This window comes from Pararhizobium sp. IMCC3301 (genome assembly GCF_030758315.1).
Taxonomy (GTDB): domain Bacteria; phylum Pseudomonadota; class Alphaproteobacteria; order Rhizobiales.
In genome coordinates this window covers 4,342,855-4,357,632 of record NZ_CP132336.1, presented here as the reverse complement: position 1 = coordinate 4,357,632, position 14,778 = coordinate 4,342,855, and the positions used below count along the sequence as shown (strand labels likewise).

At 58.3% G+C, this 14,778-nt stretch carries 14 protein-coding genes; 3 read left to right on the top strand and 11 right to left on the bottom strand.

Going from position 1 to position 14,778, the window contains the following annotated elements:
• Positions 1-11: 11 nt before the first annotated feature.
• Genes RAL88_RS20695 through RAL88_RS20680 form a run of 4 tightly spaced genes read right to left on the bottom strand, consistent with a single transcriptional unit; the run spans position 12 to position 3,948 of the window.
• Entirely contained in the window at positions 12-464 is a 453-nt protein-coding gene (locus RAL88_RS20695; protein ID WP_306266098.1) for a tripartite tricarboxylate transporter TctB family protein, read from the bottom strand.
• 9 nt (positions 465-473) lie between these two features.
• A complete protein-coding gene (locus tag RAL88_RS20690; protein ID WP_306266097.1) occupies positions 474-1,442 on the bottom strand; it encodes a tripartite tricarboxylate transporter substrate binding protein in 969 nt (322 codons plus the stop codon).
• 26 nt (positions 1,443-1,468) lie between these two features.
• On the bottom strand, positions 1,469-2,233 hold the full coding sequence (locus tag RAL88_RS20685) for an HpcH/HpaI aldolase/citrate lyase family protein (protein ID WP_306266096.1): 765 nt from the start codon (positions 2,231-2,233) through the stop codon (positions 1,469-1,471).
• Positions 2,233-3,948 carry a dihydroxy-acid dehydratase gene (locus tag RAL88_RS20680; protein WP_306266095.1) on the bottom strand — a complete coding sequence of 572 codons (1,716 nt, stop codon included), beginning with the start codon at positions 3,946-3,948 and terminating at the stop codon, positions 2,233-2,235. The genes RAL88_RS20685 and RAL88_RS20680 overlap by 1 nt, the downstream gene beginning before the upstream one ends.
• A 138-nt stretch (positions 3,949-4,086) precedes the next feature.
• On the opposite strand from RAL88_RS20680, the gene RAL88_RS20675 reads away from it, so the two are divergent.
• Complete coding sequence (locus RAL88_RS20675; protein WP_306266094.1) at positions 4,087-4,773, top strand: GntR family transcriptional regulator; 687 nt, start codon at positions 4,087-4,089, stop codon at positions 4,771-4,773.
• 520 nt (positions 4,774-5,293) lie between these two features.
• Here the strand turns inward: RAL88_RS20675 and RAL88_RS20670 are convergent.
• From RAL88_RS20670 to RAL88_RS20650, 5 genes are all read right to left on the bottom strand, one after another.
• A complete protein-coding gene (locus RAL88_RS20670; protein ID WP_306266093.1) occupies positions 5,294-7,261 on the bottom strand; it encodes a tripartite tricarboxylate transporter permease in 1,968 nt (655 codons plus the stop codon).
• A gap of 76 nt (positions 7,262-7,337) precedes the next feature.
• Entirely contained in the window at positions 7,338-8,420 is a 1,083-nt protein-coding gene (locus RAL88_RS20665; protein WP_306266092.1) for a tripartite tricarboxylate transporter substrate binding protein, read from the bottom strand.
• Positions 8,421-8,527: 107 nt separating this feature from the next.
• Positions 8,528-9,340: a 3-keto-5-aminohexanoate cleavage protein gene (locus RAL88_RS20660; RefSeq protein WP_306266091.1), complete on the bottom strand. Its 813-nt coding sequence runs from the start codon at positions 9,338-9,340 to the stop codon at positions 8,528-8,530.
• Positions 9,337-9,879: a hypothetical protein gene (locus RAL88_RS20655; protein WP_306266090.1), complete on the bottom strand. Its 543-nt coding sequence runs from the start codon at positions 9,877-9,879 to the stop codon at positions 9,337-9,339. The genes RAL88_RS20660 and RAL88_RS20655 overlap by 4 nt, the downstream gene beginning before the upstream one ends.
• Positions 9,880-9,883: 4 nt before the next feature.
• Positions 9,884-11,161: an aconitase family protein gene (locus RAL88_RS20650; protein WP_306266089.1), complete on the bottom strand. Its 1,278-nt coding sequence runs from the start codon at positions 11,159-11,161 to the stop codon at positions 9,884-9,886.
• Between the two features lie 331 nt (positions 11,162-11,492).
• Here RAL88_RS20650 and RAL88_RS20645 point away from each other — a divergent pair, with 331 nt between their 5' ends.
• Both RAL88_RS20645 and RAL88_RS20640 read left to right on the top strand, forming a co-directional pair.
• Positions 11,493-13,151 carry a TAXI family TRAP transporter solute-binding subunit gene (locus RAL88_RS20645; protein ID WP_306266088.1) on the top strand — a complete coding sequence of 553 codons (1,659 nt, stop codon included), beginning with the start codon at positions 11,493-11,495 and terminating at the stop codon, positions 13,149-13,151.
• Positions 13,152-13,153: 2 nt separating this feature from the next.
• Positions 13,154-13,297 carry a hypothetical protein gene (locus RAL88_RS20640; RefSeq protein WP_306266087.1) on the top strand — a complete coding sequence of 48 codons (144 nt, stop codon included), beginning with the start codon at positions 13,154-13,156 and terminating at the stop codon, positions 13,295-13,297.
• Between the two features lie 170 nt (positions 13,298-13,467).
• Here RAL88_RS20640 and RAL88_RS20635 read toward each other — a convergent pair whose 3' ends face one another.
• Positions 13,468-13,956 (bottom strand): redoxin domain-containing protein, encoded by a 489-nt coding sequence (locus RAL88_RS20635; RefSeq protein ID WP_306266086.1) that lies wholly within the window; start codon positions 13,954-13,956, stop codon positions 13,468-13,470.
• Positions 13,957-14,015: 59 nt separating this feature from the next.
• Complete coding sequence (locus RAL88_RS20630) at positions 14,016-14,768, bottom strand: hypothetical protein (RefSeq protein WP_306266085.1); 753 nt, start codon at positions 14,766-14,768, stop codon at positions 14,016-14,018.
• Positions 14,769-14,778 lie beyond the last annotated feature (10 nt).

Below are 14,778 nucleotides of genomic sequence, written 5' to 3'. Positions count from 1 at the left end.
TGCTCCGTTGATCATGTCAGGCGCCAGCGCGGCAAGGGAATGCCGAGCATTCTGTCAAACAGCCACCAACTGACGAATCCCGCCAGTAATGCCACCAAGATGAGAATGACTATTCGGCGGTAGCCCAGCAACCATCCGCAGGCAAAGGCGAGCGGCGCAGCGATGCCGATATAGCCTAGCCAGCGCATCGCCCAGACAGAGAGCGCCATCAATAGAACCATCGCCAACGGCGCGCTCCAGCTTTGCGGAGCCGGGCCAACATGTCCCGGCACACGGATCGCTTCGACAAGGACAAACAGACTGAGAACAATCCACAGGCCGAGCAAAATGCGCGGATAGAACACCGGGCTGACCGGCGATCCGATTCCCATCGTCGCATAGCTGGGGGCAAAACTATGCGCGAACAAACTCCCGCCCAGCAAAAGCAGGGCGAGAGCGAAGCCAATACGCGAGGAGCGGTTCATCGTCGCAGCTTATTTGGACAGGCCGGCATCTTTGAGCACCTGGCCGTTCTTTTCAAATTCGGATAGCACGAAGGTCTCGAATTCTGCGGAATCCATGTATTGCACATTGGTCGAGGTCGATGTGGTCACCTTGGTGAAGTTCGGCCCTTGGGTTGCAGCGCCGCAGGCGTCGGACAATTTCTGCACCACGTCATCCGGCGTGCCGTCAGGAGCGACAATGCCGACCCATATCGAAAAATTGAGTGGATAACCCGACTCTTTCATGGTCGGCAATTCCGGCATCCCCGACAGGCGCTCGTCGGTAAAGCTGGCCAGTGCCTTGACGTCATAGCGCGACAGGACCAGTGGCGGATCAGCGAAGAACTGGATTGTTCCGGCGGCCATCGAGCGCATACCGTCGGCGGTGCCGCTGTCGGGCAGATGTTTTGCCTCAACGCCCATGCCGCTCATGCTGGCTGCCATAGCCAGATGCGGCAGCGTTCCAGGACCGGCAGAGCCGTAGACATATTTGCCCGGCTTGGTTTCCAGTTCGGCTTTGACATCTGCGATTGAATTAAACGGCGAATCCTTGGCCACCAGAAACAGCACCGGATTTTGCGTGATGTTGCAGACAAAATCCCAACTGTCGATATCATAGGGCAGTTTCCGCAGATGCGGCTGGGTGGTCAAAGGACCGATGGGAACGACGCCCAACGTGTAACCATCGGGGTCGGCGGCTGCCACTTCGGCTGTGCCGATGGTGCCGGCTGCTCCGGCCGTATTCTTGACCACGACTTCGCCGCCAAGGGCTTCGGCAAAATCGGCCTGAAAGGCGCGCGCGACCGCATCGGTATTGCCACCGGCACCGAAGGGCACAATCAACGTTACCGGCCGTTCGGGATATTCCGCCTGTGCGGCAAATGCGGTTGCCAAGACACTCGCGAGGGCTCCAACTGCCATCAATGCGGTTGTGGTCATCAGTTTGCTAATAATCTTCATGGGTATTCCTCTCTCTGATTGATTTTTTATTTGTCGCCGCAGACTTCCTGCAAAGTTGCCCGTGCGGCGCGGGTCATTAAGGCGATGTCGTTGCTGACCGGCACGAAATCGTAACCGGCATGCAGCAACCGCTGTGCCATTGCAGTATTCAAAGCTAGCCCTCCTACGGGCTTGCCTGCTGCATGCGCACGCTTGGCACAGTCCTCCATGAGCAGCAGCATTTCGTCCGATCCGGCCTGGCCGATGCGACCCATCGCGGCGGACAGATCACCTGGACCGATAAAAACTCCGTCGATTCCCTCAACGGCCAGAATGTCATCCAGAGCTTCGACCGCTGCGGGCGTTTCAATCTGCGCGATCAGAAGAACAGACTCATTCGCCGTGCTGATGTAGTTGGCATCAGCGCCGAAGCGGCTGGCGCGATGCATGGCTGCAAAGCCGCGGATTCCTTGCGGCGCATATCGCGTCGCGCGAACAAGGTTGCGAGCCTGCTCGGCGGTGTCGATCATCGGCACCATCAGGGAGGCAGCGCCTGCATCCATCATTTGCTTGATCATCGTGGGATTGTCGTCGGGAAGCCGAAGCAGCGGCAGACAGGGCGTTCCGGCCACAGCCTGGAGGCAATGCAGAGCGTTCATCGCCGAAAGCGGTGTGTGCTCCGCATCAATGACGATCATGTCGTATCCGGTCCAGGCCATCGCTTCAGCCACCAGCGGGCTTGCGAACATTGTCCAACATCCGACGAGTTGGCGATCACGCGCCAGAAGCGCCGTTTTCAACGGGTTCGCCATCAGAAAATCTCCGGTTCTTTCAAGGGGGTATTGTCGGTCTGCAAAAAGTCGAAATCGCAGCCATCCTGGGCTTGACCGACATGGGCGACATAAAGCGCCGGCCAGCCACGTGAGGGCGCAACAGGAGGCTTCCAGCCAAGGCGGCGCTCTGCCAGCGTGGCCTCATCGACCAGCAGATCTAGCCGGCCTGCGGCGACATCCAGTGCAATTCGGTCACCGCTGTGCACCAGCGCCAAAGGCCCGCCAACGGCGCTTTCAGGAGAAACGTGCAAAATGCAGGTGCCGTAATGGGTGCCGCTCATCCGCGCATCGGAAATCCGCACCATATCCACCACGCCGTTTTTCAAAAGCGCCTTGGGGATCTGCAGATTGCCCCACTCGGGCATGCCCGGTGCACCGACCGGACCACCGCCGCGCAAGACCAGAATGTCGTCTGCGGTGATGTCTTCTACATCAATGCGTGCGGCCAGATCCGCAGGCCCGTCAAAGACAACAGCGCGCCCTTCATGGCAAAGCAATGCTGGCGTTGCGGCACTGGGTTTTATGACTGCGCCGCCCGGAGCAAGACTGCCTTTCAACACGGCAAGGGCGGGACGGTCGGTGACCGGCACGTCAGGCCGGCATATTACCTTGTCGTTCCAGACTTTTGCCCCTTCGATGGCCGCACCCAGGCTTTGTCCGTCGACACATAGCGCATCAAGATCAAGCCGATCCTTCAACTGCCACAACAGCGCAGGCATGCCGCCGGCATCATGAAAATCCTGCATCATGTATTCGCCGCTGGGGAAAATATTGGCCAGCACCGGCACATCGCGCCCGGCCTCGGCTATATCGTCCAGGCCGAAATCCGCCAGGCCGACACGTCTTGCCATTGCAACCAGGTGGATTGCGGCATTGGTCGAGCCGCCAAGCGCCATCAGGGCCACCACACCATTGTTAAAATGGCCGCGCGTCAGCTGTTCGGACAAGGCCCGGCCTTCCCTGGCAAGACGCGTTGCAACTGCGCCTGCCTCTGCCGCCATTCTGGGATGACCGCTGTCAACGGCGGGAATTGTTGCTGCACCGGTCAGGGTCAGACCCATGGCCTCGACAATACAGGTCATGGTCGAGGCGGTTCCCATGGTCTGACATGTGCCTGGCGACCGGGTCATTGCGGTTTCCAGATCAAGCCAGTCCTGTTCGGTGATACCCCCGCTCTGGCGCTTGTCCCAATATTCTTTGGTGTGCGTTCCCGCGCCAACTGCACGGCCGCGAAAATTGCCCGATACCATCGGCCCTGCCGGCACAAAAACCGCAGGCAGACCGGCTGAGGCCGCACCCATCAGCAGGCCGGGCGTGGTCTTGTCACAGCCACCCAGCAATATCGCTGCATCAATGGGATGGGCGCGCAGCAGCTCCTCGGTCTCAATGGCCAAAAGGTTGCGGTAGAGCATCGTCGTCGGCTTGACCACGACCTCGCCCAGCGAGAATGTTGGCAGTTCGACGGGAAAGCCACCGGCGAGCAGAACACCGCGCTTCACATCTTCGGCGCGGTGCCGCAGATGCTGGTGGCAGGTCGCCAGATCGGAATGCGTGTTGATAATCCCCACCACCGGCCGGCCCATGAAGTCGGAACGTCGATAGCCCATCTGCAGGCTTCTCTGCCGATGGGCGAAGCCGCGGATGCTGTCCGGTTCGAACCATCGTGCGGACCGCAAAGACCGTTCTTTCTTCATTTTGCCCCGCAAGAGGCGTAAAACAACAGGGAAAGACCCGTTTGAGGAGGCATTTGAACCGAACTCCTATAGACGCAACACAACAATAGTGATATCTAATATATCAGATATCATACAAACGCAATGAGTGATTTAATCATGAAGCTGGATCGCCTGAACCGCCCGGAATCCCTGACAGATATGGCCTATCGTGAGTTGCGCGCCGCCATCGTCGATGGCCGATTGAAGCTTGGAGATCAAGTGTCAGAGCTGCGTCTTTCCCAGATGCTGGGAATCAGCAAGACACCGGTGCGAGAGGCCCTGCTGGCGCTGAAGCGCGAAGGATTGGTGGTGATCGACCCCCAGCGCGCCACATCGATTTTCCACATTGATGAAACTGAAATTGAATCCATTCGCGCTTTCCGCGAGCTGCTCGAAGAGCAGGCTGCACGCAATGCCTTTGCCGGAGATACGGTTGCCTTTGCCAGGAGCATTGGAACTGTGATGGAAAAAATGAGTGCAGCCTTGGAGAGCGGCGACAGGACCGAATACAGATTGCTCGACGCAGAATTCCATGACGTCATTCTGAGCTACGGAAACAACCCCTATCTGACTGCGGCCTACAATTTGATAGCCACAAAGATAGGGGCGTTGCGCACTCGTGCGCAGGATTTCGACAATGTGGTCAACAATTCACTGAAAACCCATGCCAGGCTGCACAGCCTGATCGAAAGCGGCGATGTCGAACAATTCTGCAAGCTGCTGCGCCTGCATATCGACAACACCGGAAACGACTATCTGAAATGGATGACCAGCCAGAAGGAAGAAGCGGCTGAGATTACCTAGAGCGGCAAATGACGCCGACGGCTGCTTGCTGGTATCTGCAAAATTTGGCCGGATCGTGCGCATGGTCTGCTGGGCGGGGTCTCCGACCACACAACCTTGTCGCCATCGTGACGATCACGATCAGCGGAATCGATCAAAAAAGCTAGGGCCAGCAGGGACGCACGAATGCGCCTGAGGAGCACTTCTTGCGCCTCGGGTTCAGACGCCGCCGTTACGTAGTTGGTGACTTCGCCGATCGCCGCCACTGCGTCGACTGGGCCGAACTCCTTGGTCCGGATAGCGCTTTCCTCGAAGCATCCCGCGGGCAATCGTGTCAATGAGCGTTCAAAACTAACCCGTTTTCAGCATTTAAAAGTGACCCACCCTTGATGAAGCAATGGCAGCGCCAAGGATTTGCCGCCGGTTAAGCCCGTGCAATGGCATCAGATCTGATCTCATTTCATTCTCCCGAGTATAAAGGGCATCGCCCGAGTGGATCATCATTGATGATTGGTATTGAAGGCAAGAAAACGCTTCTTCTTCAGGATATGAGCGGAAGAAACGGTTGCAGCAGGCTTGGAGGAAATTTCAGATTGAGCACGTATGACAGCAGCAGCAGCAGCGCACTTACAGCGACGGCCACGACTCCGGCCTGCCAGGTCAGACGGCGCAACTCAAAGACGATCATGGCCAGGACGAACAAACCCGACGCCAACACAAAGCCAAGCAAATAGATCGCGATCAGAAGTCCGACAAGCCAGCCGATATAGACATGCAGCGTCCGGCGCCCCTCGTCCGTGCGCACTTCATCGTAATGTACCGCGTCGTCGACCGAACCGCGCAGGAATCTGTAGCCGATAACCGCCAGAAGAGTCGCCGTTGCGATTGACGTACCAAGTGGGAAAATCTGCGCCAGATAGGTTCTTTGCAGCGCATCCACGAAAGCCCAGACACAAAGTGCTGCGAAGACCAGAAGAAACCCCATTTCGTGAGCGCGAACGCTGCGCGTGGCGGGGCCCTGCCCGGTGTCCGGTTTGGGTGCCTTGCGGGCGCGGGCGAAAGTGATCGTCACGGAGGCCACGATCACAACGATCAGACCTATGACGATCGGGCGCTCAAGAAAGGAGAAACCATAAATCTGCACCGCCTGATAGACGGAATCCTCGAGCCCCTTGGACAAAAAGAACCCGATCAGCAGGGCCGGACGCGACCAACCGAAGCGCTTCATATAGACACCAAGAATGCCTATGCCGAACAGCGCGATGAGATCGAGCCAGTCGCGGGTTGCCTGAAAGGCGGCAAAGAATACGATGACGATCACAACCGGGCCGATGTAACCGTATGGAATGGTGGTCAATTTTGAAATCGGCCGAACCAACAAAAGACATACAAGCGTGCCCACGATATTGGCAATCGCAAGCGACCAGATGATCGTATAGGTCAGATCGAGGTTCTCCTGAACCATGCTGACTCCCGGCTCAATTCCCACCAGAACCAGACCACCCAGAAGAACCGCCATAGTGGCCGAACCAGGCACCCCGAAAAGCAGGGTCGGCACCAGCGAGCCACCTTCTTTGGCATTGTTGGCAGATTCCGGTGCAAGCACGCCGCGAATGTCGCCCTTGCCGAATTGCGATTTGTCCTTGGCGGTCTGAACCACGTGCCCATAGGCGATCCAGTCGATGACCACGCCCCCCAGGCCTGGCAGCATCCCGATCAGCGCGCCAATTCCCGAACACCGCAGCACCAGCCATTTGTGCCTGACAACGTCGCGCAATCCGGTCCAAATGCCGTGGCCCAGTTTCTGTTGCGACGAAGATGAAATCGTCTTCTTTTGGCTGAGAATTTCAAAAATTTCCGGGATGGCGAAAAGTCCGATTGCGATGATCAGCAAGGGAAAGCCATCATAAAGATAGGTCTGACCAAACGCCATTCGCAGTTCGCCGGTGCTGGTGGCGAAACCGATGGTCCCCATTATTAGTCCCACTCCGCAGGCCGCCAGTCCCTTGAGTGGGTGGCTTCCGGTCAAAATGCCGACCATGGTCAGGGCAAACAGGACAAGCATGAGTTGCTCACCAAACCCCATCATGAGTATGAGCGGACGGGCAAAAAGGATGGCAACGCTCAAGACTAGAGCGCCGAAAACGCCCCCGAACAGCGATGCTCCGAATGCCGCAGCAAGGGCGCGTGCCGCTTCGCCGCGCCGCGCCATTGGAAAGCCATCCATGACTGTGGCCTGCGAACCGGACGTGCCGGGGATGCCCATCAGGACCGAAGGAAACGTATCCGATGTGGTGGTGATCGCCAGCAGGCCGACCATCATCGCCAGAGCCTGGGATGGATCCATGCCATAAACAAACGGCAACAGCAGCGACAGCCCGGCAAGCCCACCCAGTCCGGGCAGGATTCCCACGATCAGCCCGACGAAAACGCCGAGTAGAAGATAGCTGAGATGGCCGACGCTAAACAGAGTTGTCAGCGCGTCCAGGGCCGTAATCCACACGTCCATCGCGAATCCCTAAAAAAGAGTGCCTGGTCGAAAAAGAAGGCAGTCGGCCTTCGCCGTCTGCCTTCATGACGGAGTGCTAGAGTTTGAGGTCGTATTTCTCTTGCAGCCAATCGGCGAGATAGCTCTTGAGGTCTTCGTTCAGCCCCAGCGCTTGGTTCAGATTGGATTGCGCCTGATCACCAACAGCCTGAAGGTGACTTCCGAAGAACTGGGCGTTTTCTTCGGCGTAGGCTGGGTCGTCGAGAATGGCCTGGATCGCCTTTACATAGGCATCATAAACCGCATCGGGCGTGTTCGCCGGCAGGAACAGCGATTTCGAGGCACCGGTGAACTGGAGATGCATTTCGTAGAGTTCTCGCTGCGGACCGGAAAGTTCGGTTCCGTTTATCTGCTCGTAGACTTCCAGATAGGTCGGCAGATCGGGGAATGTCGCGTCCCGAACGATGTTGCCGTCAGCGTCGAGATCGCCATACGAGAAGATCGGTACAACGGTGCCATTTTCGACCATGGCGGAATAATCCTTGCGGTAGGCTGCCGATGACGCAAACGCCAGGGTAATTTCACCGCGCTCCACGGCAATCCGGGCCGGGCCACCGCTGACACCCCAGACAGGTGTCACCGTCAGCCCCAGACCGTCAAAGCCGAGCAGCCGGAATATGGACAGACCGCGCACGCTGTGGTCGGCATATAGCAGTTCCACATCCTGCAACGCCTCGATATCCTGCGGACCGGTGGCACCGGTGTCGGTATGAACCAGAGCGACTTCACGCTGGGGCGTCAGGATGAGCGGCCGCCATTCCTTGAGTTGGAATTGCGCCGCCGGATCTTCGAACAGCCAGTTCAACTGAGTTGAGACAGTCATGGCGATCAGCGTCGTTCCGTCGGGTTCTGCGCGGGCTTCGAACTGGTTCGCTCCCGGCATGCCGCCGGCTCCGGGGATGTTGCTGACGATGACGGTTGGATTGCCGGGCAGGTGCTCGCTAAGCTTGCCGGCAAAGAACCGGCCATACACATCGGTTGCCCCTCCCGCCTTAAACGGAACGATCAATTCGATCCGTTCGCCTTCGAAATCAACCGTTTCCTCCTGGGCTTGGGCGGGGCCCGTCATCGCGGTGCCGAGCAGTATCGTCGTGGCCGCAGCCAATAGGTTTAGTTTCATTCTTCTTCTCCTTTTTGAGTTTAGTAATTTCAGTGTTTTACGTCTCAACTTCTTTTTTTCGACCCGGTCCGGGTTTTCCCCGGATGGCCGTCGCATGGGCTCGGCGCTCAAATACGCTTTAGTCCCAGCATCTCGCGTGCCTGTGCGGGCGTTGCCGCCGGGCGACCGACGGTTGCGCCCAATGTTGCGACACGCTCCACCAAATCGGCATTCGACCTGACTGATTGGCCATCCACGCCCAGCAGACAGTCCTCGAACCCGACACGGCAATGTCCGCCCAGGCCCAGAGCCAAAGTTTGCACCAATGCATGGTTCGTGGTGCCCTTCGCCGCCCACCAATGGGCGCCGTCGGGCAGGCTGGATGACAGGCCCAGTATATGTTGCGCCGCTGCGTGAGGGCTCACTTCATGCTTGAGAAACAGGCCGACGCAGGGGTGCCGCAGATCCTTGATGGACTTGCAGACCTCAATCAGGCGGTCGATCATCTCTTGATCTGACGCGTCAAATTCGGGGCACACGCCGCCCGCAATCATCGCCTTTGCCATCTTTTCGACGCGGCGCCCAACATCTGATCCCTGCTGCGGTCCGACATCCCGCAAGGCCAGCGACGCCATTTCCGGCGCAAGGCTGACCGGTTCGAGCGCCTGTTCCACCGTCATGCCGCGCGTGCCGGTGCTCAGCTGAACAATGATATCGCAACGCGCTTTGATCCGGTCGTGGATGTCGCGGTAGGTCTCAAGATCCTGGGTCGGGTTTCCGTCCGCATCGCGCGCGTGCAGATGGGCGATGGACGCCCCGGCCTGTGCGCATTCCACGACCGTGTCGGCTATTTGCTTTGGAGTAAGCGGGACAGCAGCGTGATCCTTGCGATTGCACCACGCGCCAAGCGGCGCCACGCAGATGATGTTGGGTCGGCTCACCGGAAGTCCTCTGTTTTTTTCGGTTCCTGCCGTTCGGACCACCATTTGCGCAGAACCCCCTTGGAGCCACCCACCGCGATGATATCGCGCAGGTTGCGATCAAGCGGCGGATAGGTTCGGGATTCGCCGCTCGCAAGGTTCTCGACACGCCCTGTCGCAAAATCGACCTCGATGCCGTCGCCGTCTTCAAACAGGTCGGACACCCCTTTGCATTCCGTCATCAACGCCAGCCCGCTGCTGATCCCGGCACGAAGCGAATTGTAAGGCATGTTTTCGCAGATCACGCCGATCCCCATCGCTTGCAGCGCGATGAACCCCTGCGCATGTGGCTTTCCACTCGCGAAATCAGCGCCACCCACGACGACATCCCCTGCGTTCGCCCGTTCCGCAAACCCCGGGCGGATGTCTTCGAATAGATGGAGGATCAGTTTGTCAGGGTCGGTAACCCGCCCGATCGCCAGGCGAAAGGGAATAAAGCCATCGTCCAGCGGCACACCATCACCAAACTTGTGCGCCTGACCCCGGTAAATCCAGTTCATCCTGTCACCTTCCCGCAACGATCGGACGGGGGTCGCTGATCACGCCCGCCACTGCGGAGGCGGCAACGGTCGCCGGGCTTGCCAGAAATATGTCTGCATCCTTGGCGCCCATGCGTCCAAAGTTGTTGACGGCTGCAGTGCAAATCGACGTTTCGCCAGAGCCTAACGGCCCCATCGTTCCGCCAGCGCAAGGCCCGCATCCGGCGGGAAGCACGATGGCACCCGCCTTGCGGAAAATGTCGCCCAGCCCTTCGCGCTCCATGCGCGCGATGGTGGCGGTGCTGCCCGGTGTTATCAGAAACCGCGTTCCGGGCGCGACCGTCCTGCCCCTGAGAATGTCTGCAGCGACCGCAAGGTCGTTGAACGTGCCTGACCCGCAGGACCCCAGATAAGCGTGATCGACGGCCCGCCCAAGGTCGGTTGAGGTCAAATCCACGGTCGTCTCTCCACCCGGAAGAACGGCTTGCGGCACAAGCTTTGACAGATCAATCGACAATTTTTGTTCGTATTCCGCGTCGTCATCGGCGGCCACGGTGTGGCCTCTGCCAATCCCCCGGTCGCTGTACCAACGGGCCGTCTGCTCGTCCGGCGTGAAATAACTCGCGCACAGGCCGATTTCGGTCAGCGTGTTGCAAAGCGCGATCCGTTCCGCCACCGGCATATGCGCAAGCGCGGGACCGTGAAACTCGATTGCCCGGTAGTCATAAGTGCCATACAGACCGGCCGTAAAATCCGCCGCAAGGCGGAACCCGAGATCGCGGGCCATGACACCCGCAGCCATCTGTCCCGCCAGTTCGATGCGGATCGTGTGCGGCACCTGAATCCAGATAGTGCCTTGGGCCAGCACCGTGATGATCTCGGATCCGGTGCGAAGCGCCAGCGCGCCCACGGCACCGAAATTCGTGCAATGCATGTCATAGCACAAAAGGAACATGCCCGGCCGAACGATGCCTTCTTCCATCGGAAAGATGTGGCCCTGCCCGCCTTGCCCGACGTCATAGAATTTATAGATATTCCATTTTTCCGCGACGAGCCGATTTTGGCGTGCCCGCTCGGCAGCAAGGGGTGTTGCGTGGATCACGTCATGGTCGGTGACGAACATCAGCCGGTCGGGATCGAAAATCCTGTCGATGCCCAACTGGCTCAACTCCCGGTATGCCGCGGCAATATAGCCATCATGCACAATGACCAGATCCGGATCGGGGTGGACGATATCGCCCGGAGCGACCGCATCGACGCCCGCAGCGCGTGCCAGGTGCTTTTCGATCGCCGTCTGACCCATAGCCATCCCCCCCCTTTTTCTAAAAATTGTGCCAACATACGGGACAATATTTCAAATAGTTGTACCAACATGCGGAACACTATGTCAAGGTTGCAGGTCGGCGTTGCGTGCTGCGCGACCACGTTCACGTCTGCCAAGGGGCTGAATTTCCGTGGCACAGTCCGGTCGCTGACTTCGAAGGTGGCAGACGGAACAAAAATCGTGCAAACAGAGCGAGTTTCGCCCCGTTGCACTACTGACTCTCTTGTTTGTACGAGGGGGCCGGGCGGTTTGGTGACGCCGCCATACTGATGACAACACACATTGGACTTTAGACGTAAAGGTACGACCCATGAGTAACAAACCGGCACGAATTGAAGGGTCACGTGGCAAAGGCGGCGCAGCAGGCAAGACACTTGATGTCTTGAAAGCGTTTGCCGATGGCCAGGAAGCATGGGGAGTAAGGGAGTTGGCCGCAGCGCTCGAACTGCCGACGAGTTCGGTTCACCGATCTCTCAAAATCCTTCAGGAATACGGCCTTCTTGGCCGCGATGACGTATCCGGACGCTATCGGCTCGGCAATGAATGGCACCGATGGTCCGCTCTTTCGCGCCGTCAGTTCCGTTTGCCCGGACTGGTCCGTCCGGTGGCTCAAGCGCTTGCATCCGAAATCGACAGCACGGTTTGGCTCGCAGTGTTCGATCCTTCCGGCCCGCATGTATGGGCTGCCTTTGAAGCGTCTGCGGGTACGGTGGAATCCGCAGTTCAGATCGGGCTGGAAGAACCTCTGACAGCGGGTGCCGCCGGATTGGCAGTGCTGGCCAATACCGCGCTGGCCACTCCCGCAGAAACTGGAAATCTCGACATCTCCGAACGGTTCGTGGCGGAATTTGCGCAATTGGCAGAGCACGGCTATCTCTGCTACACGGACGACAACGACAACTTTTCGGTCAGTCTGGCAGCACCGATCCTGAACGCACAACGGCAACCGCTGGGCAGTCTGGTTGTCACAATGCCTGCGCGACAGTTCAGCCCGGAGCGCTCCGCCCAGGCAGGCGCGGCCGTTGCATCAGCCGCCCGGCGCATTTCCATGACCTTTGCAACGCGTTTCCTGACCGGCAGTGACGCGGCAAGTTCGCAACCCGGCATGCAGACTTTGGCGAATATCCTCCGGGTCAGGAACAAGCGGCTCGAACTTACTCCATGGCGCAGCGGCGGCAGCGACAAACTGCGCGAAATCAATGACGGTTGCGCTGCCTATGCCACGGCAGTGGGAAGTGCCTTGAATGATGCAAGGTCCGGGGTCGCCCCCTATCCCCAGCCGCTCGATCGTCTACGGACCGTGATGGCACTGGCACCGCTCCAACTCCATATCCTTGTAGCGGCAGACTTGCCGCCGATATCATTCTGCGATCTTGCTGGCCTGCGTGTTTCTGCCGGAGAGAGGGACTACGCCACCGCTGTGCTTTATCTCCGATTGATGGAGGAAGCCGGAATCGGGGAAAGTGACTTCGAGCGTTTGGGCGGCGGATGTTTTTTCCTGGATTACAAGGAAAGCAACCGTCTGTTTCAGCAGGGGCGGCTGGATGCACTTGTCTCGCTGAACGCCGCGCCCAATCCGCGGTACCGAAACCTGGCACGCAAACGGCCCTTCCGGCTTCTTGGATTGGAGGACGATCTCATCTCTCGGGCTATGGAGAAAAGCAGTGGCTTGCACAGAGGGACGATCGCAGCCGGGCTCTACACCGGACAGCCCGACGCCATTTCGACCGTTGCATCGCCGCTTGTAATCGTCACCACGCAGGATCGCGAGGACGACGAAGTTCATGATTTCGTTCGGGCCGCAAGTGATCATGCAGAAGAGTTGGCACAAATGAAGCCAGGATTTACGATCCAGAACCCGAACACGGTCTTGCCTGGCTGTCTTGTGCCAATGCACCCCGGAGGGGCCCGTTTCTTTGCCGAAAACACGACTCGGACCCGAAAAGTTGACACATACGGAAGCACCTGAATTTGGAGACAACGCGACCCTCATCGGACGTCCTGCGCGATGTCGAACAATTCTGCACGCTTCTGCGCCTGCATATCGACAACACCGGAAACGACTATCTGAAATGGATGACCAGCCAGAAGGAAGAAGCGGCTGAGATTTCGTAGAGCGGCAAACGACGCCGACTGTTGCTTGCTGGTATCTGCAGAATTTGGCCGGATCGTGCGCATGGTCTGCTGTGCGGGGGTAAGTTCAAAGGGTTGTTCGGCAAACCTGCATCAAAGTCTTCGTTCGAGAAATAATTTCAACCATGCTGTTTCCAGGCCACCACCCTGCCCTACAACTTTTTAGCTGACTTCGCCTCCTCGGTTGAGTTTTCGTTCAACAGCGTTGCGATCTCTGCGCCGAGCCGTAACTCGTTGACCTCGCCAAAATGATGCGCGCGCAGAGTGCCCGCCTTGTCGATCAGGAGCATGCTGGGCGTGCCGCGCAGATGGAATGCTTCCATTGTCTTTGGAATTGGCCCAGTCCCAACGGCATCTACGCCGACAGGGAAAGTGATCCGGTACTCGTATAAAAACGCGGCAAGAGATACCGGTGTCATCGCTTCGTGATGCTCAAACACGGTATGCAGCCCAAGAACAGTCACAGCGTCGGATGCAAAGGTCTGCTGCACCTTCTGTGCCAGAGGCAATCCGTGCAAGACACAGCCTGGGCAGAGCATTTGAAACGCCTCGATCAAAACGACCTGACCACGCAGGCTATCGAGGTCGATGTCTTTTTCCGTGTTGAACCATTGCGAAACCGAGAGTTCTGGAGTGGTCATCGGGAGGTCTCCAAAGGTGTGGCTGGAGATGGGCCGCGTGAACCGCAGCCCCATTCGGGTTAGTTCAGTTTGCCGGGCAAGCTCAGATCGCCGGAGGCAACGTCAAAAACATCAACCACGCAAAGCAGTGGCGCATGCACGTTTGCATTCACACGCAATGCCGAGGTGAGGCCGTCATATGCGACAGCTTCCAATTCCAAGTCACTGTTGAAGGCCACGTTAACCACAATTTCAGGCCCATCAAACAGCGGAGTAAAACCGGGGCTATCGAGAAAGATTGGAAATCCAGGCCATGTTGCCGGTAACTTTGGTGACGTCCCCTCGGGAATATCACGGACGGCCAATATACCAGGGCCGCAGGCGTCTGTCGGGGTCAGAACGACCCAGTGGCTGTGCCAAACAACGCCGTCGTTTGTCGGATTGCCGTCCAGATCCTCATCAAAAAGTGGCGTGTCGTCAAAGTTCGGATGGCTGGTTGCTGCCAGGGCAAGGATGCCTGTCCCGCCTTCAAACCCAACTGATGATGGATCAAGCGAGGTTGGCCAGACGTAGGCCAAGACCTCTGCCCCGCCCACAGCGCCGGTCGCCGTGGGAACATCCGCACCCGCAACACCCTTTGTGGTCATGTGGAAGGTAACCACGTTGCCGTCGCGATGGGCGTGAGCGGCCAAGATATCGAACGATGCGGTCCTGGTGGTGTCCGCATCCGACAGGATCGCGCCGACTTGGTCAATAGCATGGGTGCCCTCGGCGAACGCCGGACCGGTTGCCAGGGTCAGTGTCGCGAGCAGAGCAAAGAAACGATGGGTCATGTGAAGTCCT

Excerpts from the sequence above, each read along its gene's own strand:
- RAL88_RS20695 (WP_306266098.1), bottom strand. The coding sequence starts at position 464 with ATGAACCGCTCCTCGCGTATTGGCTTCGCTCTCGCCCTGCTTTTGCTG.
- RAL88_RS20630 (WP_306266085.1), bottom strand. The coding sequence starts at position 14,768 with ATGACCCATCGTTTCTTTGCTCTGCTCGCGACACTGACCCTGGCAACC.
- RAL88_RS20690 (WP_306266097.1), bottom strand. The coding sequence starts at position 1,442 with ATGAAGATTATTAGCAAACTGATGACCACAACCGCATTGATGGCAGTT.
- RAL88_RS20675 (WP_306266094.1), top strand. The coding sequence starts at position 4,087 with ATGAAGCTGGATCGCCTGAACCGCCCGGAATCCCTGACAGATATGGCC.
- RAL88_RS20655 (WP_306266090.1), bottom strand. The coding sequence starts at position 9,879 with ATGAACTGGATTTACCGGGGTCAGGCGCACAAGTTTGGTGATGGTGTG.
- RAL88_RS20680 (WP_306266095.1), bottom strand. The coding sequence starts at position 3,948 with ATGAAGAAAGAACGGTCTTTGCGGTCCGCACGATGGTTCGAACCGGAC.
- RAL88_RS20685 (WP_306266096.1), bottom strand. The coding sequence starts at position 2,233 with ATGGCGAACCCGTTGAAAACGGCGCTTCTGGCGCGTGATCGCCAACTC.
- RAL88_RS20645 (WP_306266088.1), top strand. The coding sequence starts at position 11,493 with ATGAGTAACAAACCGGCACGAATTGAAGGGTCACGTGGCAAAGGCGGC.
- RAL88_RS20650 (WP_306266089.1), bottom strand. The coding sequence starts at position 11,161 with ATGGGTCAGACGGCGATCGAAAAGCACCTGGCACGCGCTGCGGGCGTC.
- RAL88_RS20635 (WP_306266086.1), bottom strand. The coding sequence starts at position 13,956 with ATGACCACTCCAGAACTCTCGGTTTCGCAATGGTTCAACACGGAAAAA.
- RAL88_RS20670 (WP_306266093.1), bottom strand. The coding sequence starts at position 7,261 with ATGGACGTGTGGATTACGGCCCTGGACGCGCTGACAACTCTGTTTAGC.
- RAL88_RS20665 (WP_306266092.1), bottom strand. The coding sequence starts at position 8,420 with ATGAAACTAAACCTATTGGCTGCGGCCACGACGATACTGCTCGGCACC.